Consider the following 15,279-nt stretch of genomic DNA (forward strand, 5'->3'; position numbering starts at 1 on the left):
GACATCTTATTCGGACACGTTGTCAATATGACAAGCGTCCAACTATATATATTAAGTCTATCAGGAGTTAAATCCTTTAATTTACACATAAACCATACGTATACATCCAGAACGGCAGAGATGCCGTTTTATTGCTTTGATAATCTTGTACGCATCTGTACATGTAGATTGCTTCATATGAATGGTGTCGCAGTTTGCATTCATTTCAAATTGCAATAAAAAAATCCACCTTATGAACAAGAAACTACATTGAATTGGAAGGGTGGAAGACGTAATATGAGGAGAAATGTAAGCGCATTCATATCAGGGTGTTTCTTTAGCTCCTTGAGCGAGGTGGTCTTGTTTTAAAGGTGAAATAAGGATTGTGTGCTTTTGAATATTAAACGAGGGGAAGAATGCTATGCGAAAGCGGATTTCAATCATAACGTTAGTTTTATTTTTGACCTTCAATAACTGTTTGAGTTTTGTTCTGCCATTTAACAATCAAGCTTCAGCGGACCCCATAACACCAATGATGTTGGCGCATTATCCACTGCTTGAGGATGTACAGGATACATCCGGTAATGGCAAACATGGAACGGCTGTAGGCAACATTACGTATGCCGATGGTCTTACTTTACCTGGAGGAACAGATAGTACTACGAACTACGTGCAGCTTCCTACTGGATTGTTTGATCATCAAGAAAATACAACGATTTCTGTATGGATCAAAAATAACACGGGGAGCGGAAACTACTCCGCATTATTCTACGGTACCCCAGCAGCTGAAAATAAATTACCAACGAACTATTGGCTGTTTAATCCATCGAACCCAAGTGGTGATTTCAAGTCTGTATTTACGGATCGCAATAATGTGGACCAGCCTTGGACAACTGAGATTGGAGTATCAGGCGCTTCTACCTCACAATATCAAGGTCAATGGGTTCACTATACGACGGTCATCACAGAACGCTCTATTACAGGTTACATTAACGGTGTAAGTATAGGCACGGCCGCCAAAGAGAAAACAACAGCCAGCTTTGGTACGGATTTGCAAGCATACATCGGTCGCTCCAATTATTCAGGGGATGCTACTTTTGCGGGCAGCTTTCAAGATTTGAGAATTTACGGAGAGGCACTAAATAATGAAGATATCGCGGCAGTATATGAACAATCATTTAATGAAAAGCAAGTACAACAAGGAAAAATAGAGCTAACGTTAGGTGATATATCTGCCGTGACAGAATCTCTTGAACTTCCTTCTACCAATAAGTATGGCGCATGGATATCGTGGACTTCCAGTGATGAGAGTGCGGTTAGTACAATTGGGGAAGTGACCTTACGAGAAATGGAGCAACAAGTGACGTTAACTGCAACCATTTCTTTAGGTGGAAGCCAGGCAACGAAGGAGTTCGTGGTTACCTTACTACCTAAAGGTGCTACTGTGGAGCAGATTGCCGTTAAGGAGGTTTCGCTTAATGAAGCTGCACTTCGTTTATCCATGGGGGACAGCGAGACATTAGTGGCTACAATCTCACCTTCAAATGCAACCAATAAAAGAGTCGTCTGGACATCTAGTGACTCCAGTGTAGCGCTTGTCAATTCAACGGGTAATGTTACAGCGGTTAGTGAGGGTAATGCCACAATTACGGTACAGACTGAAGATGGAGAGTTTACAGCTACATCAGCCGTTACCGTTAAGGGAAAATCACTTAAAGATGATCTTATTCTTCATTACAACATGAAAATGACCGAAGAAGTAGACGGTCAACTTGTATTAAAGGATGTTGCCAACAAGGCAGTTACGTTTGATGGAATATTTAAAAATCCAAACAATGGACAGTTCATTTCAAATAGTGAAGTTGGTTTTATTTCATTTAATGGTGGAAGCTCTACATCGAACAGTGGATATGTTGAGATTCCGAAGGGCTCTAATCGACAGGATCTATTACAAGGTCTGAATGAGATTACCGTATCTTCCATCGTAAACTGGACGAATGACGGTACGAATCGCTGGATTTTCGGTTTGGGTACGGTGTTAACGCCGGAAACGAACAAATATTTTTTCGTAACCCCGCGTCACGGTAGTGGATCAGGCAATATGATTGCTACAGGCATCTCCAAAAATGGCTGGCCGAACGAAGCCTTAGTTACAGGTGGCGCAAACTCCAACCTGATCGGTGGACAGTGGAAGCATGTAACGGTGTCCTTCTCTGAAGCTAGCAACAAGATCACATTATTCGTTGATGGAGTTAAGGTTGCTTCAGGTAATACGAAGGGACTAAAGTTGTCAGACATTATTAATCCGGATGCTACGTTTTCTGGCTTTATCGGTAAGTCCATCTTCGCGAACGATCCATACCTTCAAGGTAGCGTGGCTGATTTCCAAGTATATGATCGTGCGTTGACAGAGCAGGAAATGGGCGAGTTATATCAACAAGAAGCAGCAACTCACATCTCCAAAATACGTCAGCTTACTGTTGATGATGCAGCGAATCAACTTGACATCGGTCATTACTTAGACGGGGCAGATCAGAGTGCTGACAAGATAACGAAAGACCTTACCTTACCGACGAGTGGTAAAAACGGCGTAAACATCACGTGGAGTTCCAGTCATCCTACGGTCATTTCTAACAGTGGTACTGTACAACGTCCTGCTGTTGAAGCAGGTAATGTTCAAGCAGAGCTTACCGCTACTTTAACGTATCAAGGCGTATCTAGAGCGGCTGTATTCCCGGTTACGATCTTGAAGCAATTCGATGATCAGCAGAAGGTTGATCTGGACGCTGAACAATTAGAGATCTACAACGCGGACAATGTTAAAGGGAACTTACGTCTTGTCACTACAGGTGAACAAGGCTCCGCCATTACATGGACATCCAGCAGGCCGGCGGTCGTTAAAGGAACGGCTGAAGCGGCTGGTAACGCTACACAATTAGGCTGGGTGAGCCGTCAAACTACGGATATACCCGTTACGCTAATCGCTACGATTACGAATGGTACAGCTTCGAAAGAGCTAACGTTTAACGTTACAATTAAAAAAGCAGCTGCGCCAGTAAAGCCTGATGCGTACTTCTTTGCGTACTTTACAGGTGAATATGAGGGTGGTGAAGAGATCTCCTTCGCTACAGCGGAAGATCCATTGTTCTGGAAAGCGCTGAATAATGGAAAGTCGATCCTGCAATCGAATATGGGGGAAAAGGGACTTCGTGATCCATTCGTTATTCGGTCAGCAGAAGGCGATAAGTTCTATATGCTGGCAACGGATTTGAAAATGGGTGAAAGTACAAATTTTGATCAAGCTCAAATGACAGGCAGTCATTACATGATGGTTTGGGAGTCAGAGGATCTCGTGAACTGGAGCGAGCAGCGAATGATCAAGGTTGCTCCCAAGACGGGAGGAAATACGTGGGCGCCAGAAGCGATCTATGATCCGGTAACTGGTGAGTATATCGTATTTTGGGCATCATCAATGAAAAACACAGAGACATATGGTGATTATAACGGAAGACCTGAAGGTCAGTACAATGTGATGTACTACGCAACAACAAGAGACTTTTACACTTTTTCAGAGCCAAAGGTCATGATTGATGAGTCACTTCCGACCATTGATACGACGTTTATTGAGCATAATGATATGTTGTACCGATTCACCAAATCAGAAGTAAATACGAAAGTGTATGTGGAGAAGGCCCCAACGTTCTATTATGACAAAGACGGTATTGCAGCAAATGGCCTTCAATACGACGCAGTTCCGGGTACACGTGATAACAAACTTGGCTTGATCGGAAAAAATGGCAATAACGAAGGACAAACGATTTTTAAAGATATTCATAAAGACAAATGGTATCTGTTCCTTGATTCATGGCCATATCATGTACGATATACAACAGACTTGGACAGTAGCACGCAATATATAAACAATGTGTTAAGTAGTGATCAATATGCACTTCCGCCAGGACCACGACACGGGACGGTAATTCCAATCTCACGTGCAGAGTATAATGCTTTGCAAGAGAAATATGCATGGAAAGGTCCAGCGCCATCAACAGATCCGGTTGTACATTACTCATTCGATGCAGATACAGTGAATGGTACAACGTTGAATGACATTTCTGGTAATGGCTATCACGCAACACTCGTAGGTGGAGCAACGATTAATGAAGAAGATCGGATCGGTAAAACGGGTGGTGCATTAGAGCTTAATGGATCAACAGGATATGTGAAGCTGCCAGATCACTTGATTCAATCCTTGAATCTGGAGAAGGCAACGTTCTCTACATGGGTTCAAATGGATCGAAATCAGACCAATCAAAGAATATTTGATTTTGCTTCCGAAACAGGCAGACAGGTGAACCGCAATACGATGTACTTGAGTACACAAGGGGATACAGGAAGTGTAGAGTTCGCTGTCGTAACCCCTTTTACAGAGAAATTTAGCAATGACAGCACGAAACTCGGATCAGATTATAAATATGCAGTGAGAAATGCTGGACTATTACCAACGAAGACTTGGCAGCATGTTGCCATTACAATGGATGAATTTGATGCCGTATTGTACGTGAATGGTCAAGAGGTTAAACGCAGCTCGACATTTAACGTGGAGCCGAGAATGTTACTGGAAACAACGATGAATTATATTGGTAAATCGAGAAACAGCTCTCATAGTCTATTTGATGGTAAATTGGATGATTTCCGTATCTATAATCGTGCGTTATCCGGTGAAGAGATTGCAACTTTAGCTAATGAAGACGTTACTCCTCCAGTAGAGCAGCCATCTGGGGCAGAACTCATTCTCCACTACAATATGAATGATATCGATCATGAGACGGTTATTGACCAAACAGGAAACTTCAACGGTAAATGGATCAATCCGTCTAAGGCAGAATGGATTCGTACAGAAGATGCGGGTGTGCTGAGCTTTACTGGGGGCACCACAAACTCCTATGTAGAGCTGCCACCAGGAGTTCTCGATGGATTAACGGATATGACCGTTTCATCCATTGTGAACTGGAGCGGTAAAAACGCTGCGGAGTGGTTATATGCTTTAGGAAGACCGAACAATAATACGCACTATACGTATTTCACACCACGTTATAACGCTAACGGTCTGGCCCGTTTAGGTATCGCGACCAATGCCTGGAATAATGAGTCTTCAACTTCGACCACGGGCTTGAAGAACAATGAATGGAAAGTGGTTACGACGGTTGTTTCAGGCACGGATGGTACACTAACGCTTTATATTGATGGAGTTGCTGTTGCATCAGGCTCAACAAATGGTATGACGTTAGAACAAATAAAAAATATCTCAGGCAGTAGTGGAACCATTGGGAAGTCATTTTATCCGGCTGATCCATACTTCGGCGGGTTGATTGCAGACTTCCAAATCTTTGATGGTGCGATGACAGCAGCAGATATTGCATCACTGATGGCTCGTGCAGATCAGAAGATTGCTTCGATGAAGGGCATGTTTGTATCGGCTGCGAAAGAGAAATTAACCATTCATGATCTTCTTGGCTCGAATACATCCAAAGATGCGATCATGAGCAATGTAACCTTGCCAACATCAGGCGCTTATGGCACAACAATAAGCTGGACTTCAGATAAGGGCAATGTGATTTCAACTACAGGTGCTGTAACCAGACCAACTAACGCAACGGGCGATCAAGTTGTAACGTTAACAGCGGTATTTACAGATGGCACAGAGACAGTTAACAAAACCTTTACGTTGATGGTTAAGGCATTGCCAAGCGATGCCGCTTCTGTAAATGAAGCAAAAGCAGCGCTAGTCGTTCATAACATTAGTGATGTAAGAGGTCATCTCTCTTTACCGAAATCTGGACTATATGGAACAACCATTACTTGGGCTTCTGCTCAACCAAACGTCATTTCAGTGACTGGTGAAGTACAACGTCCGGCGCATGGTAGTGGAGATGTAGACGTGAAGCTCACAGCTACGATTACATTAAATTCAGCATCCACTACAAAGGAATTTATGGCGAAGGTGAAGGAACGGCCTGCTGATGAAAAATATGCGGGATACTTCTTCACATATTTCACTGGAGAAGGTACTTCAACAGGTGAGCAAGTTCACTTTGCACTAAGTAACGGTAATGATCCGTTGAACTGGCGAGAATTGAATGAGGGTAAACCTGTATTGACCTCTAGCTTAGGGGAGAAGGGAGTACGTGATCCATTCATTATTCGTTCGCCTGAAGGTGACAAGTTCTACATGATTGCTACTGATCTGAAAATTAACGGCAATGGTGACTGGGGCAAAGCGCAGACATGGGGCAGTCGTTCCATTATGGTGTGGGAATCGAATGATCTGGTCAACTGGACAGATCAACGAATGGTAGAGGTTGCACCGGAGGAAGCGGGTAATACCTGGGCACCAGAAATAATGTACGACAAGACTACAGGTGAATATATCGTATTCTGGGCATCAAGAATGTTTGATGATGCATCCCATACAGGCAGTGCATATCAAAAAATGATGTATAGCAAGACAAGAGATTTCTATACGTTTACTGAACCGCAAGTATATTTGGATTATGGATATTCCATCATTGACACAACGATGATTGAGCATGATGGAAAAGTGTATCGTTTTACGAAGGATGAGCAGGACAACGGAGCTTCTGCTCCATTTGGCAAGATGATCTTCCAAGAGGTTGGTGACTCGATCTTGGATCCAGCCTTCAAGATGATTAATCAAGGTGTGGGTAACATGAAATGGGTTGAGGGTCCAACGATCTTCAAATCAAATACAGATGAAAAATGGTATTTATTCGTAGATGAGTTTGGTGGAAGAGGTTATGTTCCATTCGAGACAACCAATCTTGCATCAGGAGTCTGGACATTATCTTCCAACTACAATTTACCTGCGAGTCCGCGTCACGGAACGGTTATTCCGATTAAACAAAGCGAATATGATGCACTAAGTGGGAAGAACGTACCTGTTAGCGGAATTAGTTTGGACAAAACGACATTGTCCATCGTAGAAGGTCAATCAGGGCAATTGACAGCTACCGTATTACCAGCTAATGCAACGAAAAAAGCAGTAACATGGCGCTCCAGTAATCCAGCTGTAGCCACTGTAACTGCGACAGGTCAAGTAAACGCTGTGGCACCAGGAACAGCAAGCATTACAGTCACCACAGTAGATGGTGGTTTATCATCCAGCGCTACGGTAACGGTAACACCATTGGTTGATGGAACACCACAAGCACCAGGCAGTGGTAATGGAAGTGGTGGCAGTGATATTCCTGCACCTACAGCACCACCAACTCCAGGTGGAAGTGAGCCAGTGGTGATGGACAACGGACAAATAACCTTTAAGCCAGTCGTAAATGAGAGCGGTACTTCTAACGTGAATGTAAGTGCAGATACGGTGAGGCGTGCGCTTGATCAAACGACAGGCGGTAAGCTACGGGTGCGAGTCGAAGATGATCAAAGCTTGAACGGGCTAACGATTGAGCTAGCCGTAGATGCACGCTTAACAAGTGGAACGTCTACCGTAGATCGCATCGAGATCAACACAGGCTCGGCAGTCGTAACCGTGGCAACCGAACTGCTTGGAACAGGAACAAGTGCGGGGAAAACGTTAGGATTGTCGATTAAGAAAATAACAGCTAATCAATTGTCAACTAGTGCACAAGCTCAGCTGAACGGTGAATTCGTATACGATATCGAGTTAACGATTGATGGTAAGAAGCTTACAGCGTTTGATGGCAGAGATGATCTCGTGATTGCATTGCCATACAACCTAACAGCTGCCGAAAATCCAAACAACGTCATCGTATACGATGTGAAGGACAACGGAGAGCTACGCGTGGTGACGAATGGTAAATACAATGCAGTGACAGGAAAAGTAGAGTTCAAGCCAACGTATGCAAGCAAGTATACGGTAGCGTATGTTGCAACGAGCTTTCAGGATGTGACTCAAGCCTGGGCAAAGGATGCGATCTCGGGATTGGGAGCAAGAGGCATAGTGAAGGGTGTAGACGACGGCGAGTTTAATCCGAAGGGTCAAGTGACAAGAGCAGAATTCATCACCATGCTGATGAATATGTTGGCGTTATCGGATGAGCGCGCATCGACAAGTTTTAGTGATGTGAAGCAAGGCGAATGGTACCACGGTAATATCGCAACCGCGCATAAGCTGGGGATTGTGAACGGGAAACCAGGTGGAACATTCGGAGTTCATGAGAACATTACGCGAGAAGATATGGCGGTTATGGTATACAAGGCGATCCAAATAAAGCAACTAGCGTTAGCAAGTGGTGAAGCTACTGCCTTCAAGGATGAAGCAAACATCGCAAACTACGCGAAGCAAGCGGTAGAGGCAATACAGGCAGCAGGCATAATTAGCGGTGTAGGTAACGATGAGTTTGCACCAAAGAAGAATGCCAGCCGTGCAGAAGCAGCAGTAATGATCTATAATGTGTTGGGTTTGATGTAGGCAACGTACTCCGTGCATTAAGGAATAACAAAGCTAAAAACGTTACCACTTCTTGTGGTAGCGTTTTTTTGCATATCTTTACCTAGTGTCAACAATCTCATCACTCTACCCGGATATCGGATGGATTCTTCCCTTAAGATTGTCGGTGTAGGCCAGGTCACCCTCTATTGTAATGACGGCAGCTTCGATATGCTTCATTTGATTTACTTTATGAATAATGGAGATCGCATCTAACCCAAACAATTCTGTCGTATAGATATCGCAGTCCAACGATCTGTCCGCAATAATCGTTAACGAAGCAATATTACTTTCGATGGGATATCCTGTTTTACTACTGAATATATGATGGTAATGCGTTCCTGCCTTCTCTAAAACTCGCTCATATATGCCGGAGGTAACGACGGATTGTTCCCTGATGCTAACGAGTGCGGCTGCATTGCCTCTGGGTAAAAAAGGATTCTGTATTCCCACGTTCCAGTGACTGGAACCGGAGGGGGAATCGCCATGAACAAGCACATTTCCGCCCATATCAACCATAGCGGAGACAGCTCCATTTTTCTTGAAAAATGCCATGACTTGATCGGCAAAATAACCTTTGGCAATAGCTCCAAGGTCGATCTCCATGCCTTTTCTTAATAAATGTACGGTCTGCTGCTCATCATCGAGCTGTATATGTTCAGGGTTCAAGAGCTCCAGAACCTTCTTGATATCCGAATCCTCTGGCACATGTGCCTCTCTGAAACCAATTCTCCATAATTTAATTAAGGGGCCTATCGCAATATTCAGAAAAGAATTTTCGTTCATACTGTGTTCTTTGCCTATTTTGATGAGATCATACAGTTCCTTGTCTACGTTGAGCGGATATGTTGCGGCTTCTCTTTTAAGCACAGCAAGTTGTGAGTGATCACTGTTGGCACTAAAGACTTTCTCATAATGGAACAGCATGTCCGCTGCTTCCTGAACGAGTTTTTCAGCATGTGCACCTTCGATATAGAGGGATATTTTAGTTCCCATGAGAGGGATCGTTTTCGTAAAAGTGTTCATGACAGCCTCCTACACTGCACATTGTTGTCCATGATTCAGAAAAGTATGGATAAGGTCATGATCAACGCTAGTCAGCTTTCTTTCTCCATGATGTGCTATAAAATAATCCAAACTGATCTTATCGATCGGAAGGGGATAGATATTGTATTCCGAGGCATGCTCCTCGATATGCACACTTTCAGGTACAATGGTCACGCCCATATTATGTTGTGCAAGGTTTAGTACCGTGCGGATCTCGTTACTTTCCATGACAATTTGGGGTTGTATCTTGTACACACTAAGTAATTGATCAATCTGTTTTCGGATTGCAGAGCCTTTGGACGTCAGAATGAGTCTTTGATTCAAAATGGTACTGATATCAAAAGTTTCCTCCGGAATCACTGCAACATGCTTCTGATACAATTCACAGCAACGAGGAATAACAGCTCGATACCTGTGCCTACCCCAGCTAACGGCGTTCAAGTTTGGGGATATACTGCTCGAATTTTGACCAATCCAGAAATCCAACTCATTATTTTGGAGGCGCTTCTCGTTTTTCTCCGGCAGATCCTCAACAAGGTTTATTGTACAAGCAGGATGAAGATCCACAAAAGCAGGTAAAAAAAGGGGTGTTAAATAAGAACCAAGGCTGGGAAGAATCCCAATCCGTAACACCTTATTGCCGACATCCGATACATATGAGATTTCCCTAATAAGCTTGGCGTAGCTGTTTTCGAGTGAAGTTAAATACTGATAATATATTTTTCCCTGCTCGGTTAATCGATAGGGAAGCTTATTGCGAGTGATTAGCTCACAGCCCAACTCAATTTCGATTTTCTTGATAACCTTTGTGAGGTAGGGCTGAGATATGTAGAGGGATTGGGCAGCCCGGCTATAGTTACTGTATTTCAAGAGGCTGTCGATGTAACATAAGATATCCTGAGATTCTAATTTAGACATGTTCATCACCCTTTGTGAAAAAAATAACAAACTTTAAATTTGAGCTGATTATAACAAATTGGTTATCAAACTGCAATGAATAACTATTAGATCATTTCATCTTTGATATGTTAGAGTTATGCCGAAAGAACGAGTCTGACATGTACGAATATCATTTCGAATGACAGAAGGGGGATTACGATGAATTATTTAGCTATTGTGGGCACCAATTCGGATGTATCAACGAACCGTATGCTGCTTCAATTTATGCAAAAGCATTTCTCGAGCGAGGCCAAGATTGATTTATATGAAATCAAGGATTTGCCTGCTTTTATTGAAAAAGATGACATAGAGGATGCTGAGGTTGATATCCCTGAAAAGGTAAAAGACCTATCCGATCGAATTGCCGAAGCCCATGGCGTGATTATCGCCACCCCGGAATATGATCATGCCATCCCTGCCGTTCTGAAAAGTGCGTTGGAATGGATCAGTTACACGACGCAATCCTTAATTGATAAACCCGTTCTAATCGTGGGTGCTTCACACGGTTCACTTGGTTCTTCCAGAGCGCAAGCGCATCTTAAACAAATTCTGGATTCGCCTGAGCTGGGTGCGAGAATGATGCCTAGCAGCGAGTTTCTTCTGGGAAAATCCCAGAGTGCATTTGATACCGGCGGTAAACTTATTGATGCTGCGAAAGTTGCGGAGCTGGAAGAAATCTTCAGAGAGTTCGTTTTGTTCACGGAGATCACTACGGAACTGTTGTCCAAAAGGACCTTGAAGAAAAAAACGAAAAAATTTTCCTGGCAAGAGTAGGGGGCTAATTATAATGAAAATCATAGCGATCGTGGGTACAAATGCTAAGAAATCGTACAATCGCAAGCTGCTCCAGTTCATGAAAGGACATTTTGAATCCAGAGCAGCCATTGAAATCCTTGAAATTACAGATGTTCCGATGTTTAATCAATCCGATAACCAAACGAACAGTGAAATCATACAAACGTTTAATGAAAAAATTAGTGCAAGTGATGGTGTCATTATTGCGACTCCCGAATATAACCATTCCATCCCTTCATCGCTTAAAAGCATTCTTGAATGGTTGAGCTTTGAAATTCATCCGCTTGCAGGCAAACCCGTAATGATCATTGGTGCGTCACAGGGAACACAAGGCTCTTCGCGTGCACAGCTACACCTTCGTCAAATCCTGGATGCACCAGGTGTTGAAGCTAATGTGATGCCAGGATATGAGTTTTTACTTGGAAGTGCACATCAAGCATTTGACGAATCAGGTAATCTGAACAGTGAAGGAACGATTGATTTCCTGGAGGTATGTTTCCTGCGGTTCCTGCGCTTCGCCAGAATCTCTAATCAGCTTAATGAAGAAGAGGAGTTCACCTATAAACCGGGTGTATATGAGGTTAATGCCATAGGTCATAGTGGAAATCTTCCGATGAAAGTATCCTTTAGTGAAAATCGAATCGAGAGTATTGATATTGATGCCAAGGGGGAAACCGAAGGGATCGCCGATGTTGTTTTTGTAAGAATTCCGAATAAAATTATCGAGGGACAGACGCTCAATGTGGATGCCCTGTCAGGTGCTTCCGAAACCAGTAACGCTGTCATTAACGGTGTAGCCAAGGCGGTTAAGCTGGCCGGAGTTAACCCGGACATTCTGAAAAGACGTGCAAAACCTGCCAGCAGCCAGATGAAGGACGATGAAGAGTACACTTGCGATGTGGTCGTTGTAGGTGGAGGTGGTGCCGGACTAAGTGCTGCTGCTACCGCTTTACAACATGGAGCAAGTGCAATTGTTCTTGAAAAATACCCTGCCGTTGGAGGGAACACGATCCGTTCAGGTGGTCCTGTCAATGCAGCAGATCCAATATGGCAACAACAGTTTAGTGAGAATCCAGGGGAAAGACAGACGATTGAGAATTTATTACGTACCGATGAGAGCTTGATTCATCCGGAATATATCGAAGATTTCCATGCACTACAAGAAGAGTTCGCAGCGTATCAGGACAAGTTCGGGGCAGACAAAGCGTATCTATTCGACTCCCCACTGCTGCACAGAATGCAAACGTATTTCGGGGGGAAACGTACGGATCTGAATGGCGACATGATCTATGGACAATACGATCTGGTGAAAGTACTTACAGACCGTGCCTTGGAAAGTGTGACGTGGCTGGAGGAGATCGGTGTTGAATACGATAAGAGCATCGTATTTGCTCCGGTTGGTGCCCTATGGCGCCGTGGACATAAGCCTGTCAAAAGTTATGGATCTGCCTTTATCATTGCACTGAGCAAATATGTAGAAGAGAATGGCGGACAAATCATTACAGACACCCCGGTCAAACAACTGATCATCGAAGATGGCAAAATTGCAGGTGTGATTGCAACGGGTGTCAATGGCCAGAAAATCACGGTTCATGCCAGAGCGGTTGTGCTTGCCAGCGGCGGTTTTGGTGCAAATACACAGATGCTCAAAGAATATAACACCTACTGGAGCCATATTGACGATGATATCAAAACAACGAATTCTTACGCGATGACAGGTGATGGAATATCGCTTGGTAAGAGTGCCGGAGCGGCACTGACTGGCATGGGTTTCACTCAAATGATGCCTGTAGCTGATCCGGAAACGGGCGAACTCTTCAGTGGACTGCAAGTCCCTCCTGAAAACTTTGTCATTGTTAACAAAAAGGGAGAACGGTTCGTTAACGAATTCTCTGGTCGAGATGTCTTAACCAAAGCGGCTATTGAGCAAGGAAGTTTATTTTACCTCATCGCTGATGATGAGATTAAGAAAACCGCAGCGAACACCAGCCAGGAAAAGATAGATCGCCAAGTCGAAGCAGGTACCCTGTTTAGAGCAGATACGATCGAAGAACTGGCAGTGAAAATCAAGATGGACCCTGAGACTCTTAGAACAACGATCGATAAGTATAATTCTTATGTGGATGCGGGCTTTGATCCGGAGTTCCATAAGGATACGTTTAGCTTAAAAGTCGAGAAGGCTCCATTCTACGCTACACCTAGAAAACCTGCCGTTCACCATACGATGGGCGGGATTAAGATCGATACCCAAACCCGTGTATTGGATGAAAATGGTCAGCCGATTGCACATCTGTATGCCGCCGGGGAAGTAGCAGGAGGTATTCATGCAGGTAACCGTTTGGGTGGTAATGCTCTGACAGACATCTTTACGTTTGGACGCATCGCTGGTAAAACGGCTGTTGATGAGATGAATGATGTAGAGAATGTAAAATAAGAAATGTAGATGACTCTATGTTTCATATGCAAAGAACCCGCTTAACACAAGGATTTTCGAGTGTTTTGCGGGTTTCTTTCTATGTGAAAATGATCGGCTTATTTGTGGCCCCGCTTCATTCTTAACATACCCAAAACCAAGCCCGGTGTAGGGCATATACTCCTTCTGTAATATCCTTAATACTCAATCCACCAAAACCAATCTGAACCATGCATTGCTCCGCTTGAGCTGGTTGTGCCCAAAAGGAGGATACGGGGTAGACCCGAACTCCTTCCTTCTCAGCAGTACCAATCAGCTTGTGTTCATCCATCCCGTTATGTACACGCAATAAAATATGAAGTCCTGCATCCTGACCAATGATTGTAACCTTAGAGCCCATCAATTTTTGAATTGTTGAGATCAGTATGGATTGCTTTTGTCGGTAAACTTTTCGCATCTTGCGAATGTGAGCTTCCCAATGTCCATTACTCATAAACAACTCTAAGGTGTTCTGCTGAAAATGAGAGACCGTTTGATCATATAATCTGTAGTCTTGTTTACGGTGTAACTCTAACATGGTCTGTGGTAGAACCATATACGCAATACGTAATGAAGGAAGAAGGCACTTTGAAAATGTCCCCAAGTACACGGTTCGCTGTTGGGCATCCAGACTCTGCAGGGAAGGGATCGGTTTGCCGACATATCTGAACTCACTATCGTAATCATCCTCAATAATGATCCCATCCTGGTCTGTTGCCCATTTCAGTAATTGCATTCTCTTGGCGAGCGGCATGACCATGCCATAGGGGAACTGATGTGACGGCGTAATGTAAACGATGCGGGCATTGCTTTCGTATAACTTATGGATATGAAGTCCATCTGCTTCCAACGGGATAGGATGAATGTTTAGACCTTTATGTTGAAAAACCGTCCGAACACCATCATATCCCGGGTCTTCCATCGCGATACCCTGACTAACGTGACCTACTAATCCGGATAACACACCTAGCAGGAACTGAACACCAGCTCCAATTATAATTTGATCGGGTGAACAATTTACTCCTCTGGAGCTGTGCAGGTAATTTGCAATTTCCGATCGAAGTCCCGGTTCTCCAAGAGGATCGCCATAAGAAAATAACTTCCTTTGGTTCTGGAGCAAGCTCTGATTGGATAACTTGCGCCAAGTGGCAAATGGAAAATGTTCAGCATCTACGTCACCATAACGAAAATCGTATCGAATCTCTGGACTAACCTGAATACTTTTATCCAACCACTTCTTACTCACTAGATTGGATAGGGGCAATGCTTCCAGCTTCAAATCCATTATGTATAAGCCACTTCTAGGCCTACTCTGGACATAGCCTTCAGCTAATAACTGTTGATACGCCATATCCACTGTATTACGGCTTATGTGGAGGTGGCTAGATAGAGAGCGAATAGAGGGAAGTCGGGTATCGGCAGGTAATTTTCCGTTCAGAATATTTTTCTTAATATAGAGATAAAGCTGAGAGTATAACGGACCTCCAGACTCTCTGTTCAACAATAATGTCAATTCAATCATACTAATCCTCCTCGTTGCCAAAACTGACCCTATTATTTTATTGAGAGTTGTCACTATTTATGG

6 protein-coding genes are annotated in these 15,279 nt (G+C 43.7%); 3 read left to right on the forward strand and 3 right to left on the reverse strand.

The features are described from left to right. Positions 1-400: 400 nt before the first annotated feature. Positions 401-8,443 carry an immunoglobulin-like domain-containing protein gene (locus MKY85_RS09625; protein ID WP_342572457.1) on the forward strand — a complete coding sequence of 2,681 codons (8,043 nt, stop codon included), beginning with the start codon at positions 401-403 and terminating at the stop codon, positions 8,441-8,443. 105 nt (positions 8,444-8,548) lie between these two features. Here MKY85_RS09625 and MKY85_RS09630 read toward each other — a convergent pair whose 3' ends face one another. Together MKY85_RS09630 and MKY85_RS09635 are read right to left on the reverse strand one after the other, a co-directional pair. Next, entirely contained in the window at positions 8,549-9,487 is a 939-nt protein-coding gene (locus MKY85_RS09630) for an FAD:protein FMN transferase (RefSeq protein WP_342572458.1), read from the reverse strand. A 9-nt stretch (positions 9,488-9,496) separates the two neighbouring features. Then, positions 9,497-10,426 carry a LysR family transcriptional regulator gene (locus MKY85_RS09635; RefSeq protein ID WP_342572459.1) on the reverse strand — a complete coding sequence of 310 codons (930 nt, stop codon included), beginning with the start codon at positions 10,424-10,426 and terminating at the stop codon, positions 9,497-9,499. A gap of 180 nt (positions 10,427-10,606) precedes the next feature. Between MKY85_RS09635 and MKY85_RS09640 the strand changes: the two genes are divergently transcribed. Together MKY85_RS09640 and MKY85_RS09645 are read left to right on the forward strand one after the other, a co-directional pair. Next, a complete protein-coding gene (locus MKY85_RS09640) occupies positions 10,607-11,221 on the forward strand; it encodes an NADPH-dependent FMN reductase (protein WP_342572460.1) in 615 nt (204 codons plus the stop codon). Positions 11,222-11,234: 13 nt separating this feature from the next. Further along, positions 11,235-13,676, forward strand: coding sequence for a flavocytochrome c (locus MKY85_RS09645; RefSeq protein WP_342572461.1), 2,442 nt, complete (start codon positions 11,235-11,237; stop codon positions 13,674-13,676). A gap of 121 nt (positions 13,677-13,797) precedes the next feature. On the opposite strand, the gene MKY85_RS09650 is transcribed toward MKY85_RS09645, so the two are convergent. Then, entirely contained in the window at positions 13,798-15,216 is a 1,419-nt protein-coding gene (locus MKY85_RS09650) for a PLP-dependent aminotransferase family protein (protein WP_342572462.1), read from the reverse strand. Between the last annotated feature and the right edge of the window lie 63 nt (positions 15,217-15,279).

The sequence above is a fragment of the Paenibacillus sp. FSL R5-0749 genome (assembly GCF_038595085.1).
GTDB lineage: Bacteria > Bacillota > Bacilli > Paenibacillales > Paenibacillaceae > Paenibacillus.

Coding starts and splice junctions, on each gene's coding strand:
- MKY85_RS09650 (WP_342572462.1), bottom strand. CDS start 15,216: ATGATTGAATTGACATTATTGTTGAACAGAGAGTCTGGAGGTCCGTTA.
- MKY85_RS09625 (WP_342572457.1), top strand. CDS start 401: ATGCGAAAGCGGATTTCAATCATAACGTTAGTTTTATTTTTGACCTTC.
- MKY85_RS09640 (WP_342572460.1), top strand. CDS start 10,607: ATGAATTATTTAGCTATTGTGGGCACCAATTCGGATGTATCAACGAAC.
- MKY85_RS09645 (WP_342572461.1), top strand. CDS start 11,235: ATGAAAATCATAGCGATCGTGGGTACAAATGCTAAGAAATCGTACAAT.
- MKY85_RS09635 (WP_342572459.1), bottom strand. CDS start 10,426: ATGTCTAAATTAGAATCTCAGGATATCTTATGTTACATCGACAGCCTC.
- MKY85_RS09630 (WP_342572458.1), bottom strand. CDS start 9,487: ATGAACACTTTTACGAAAACGATCCCTCTCATGGGAACTAAAATATCC.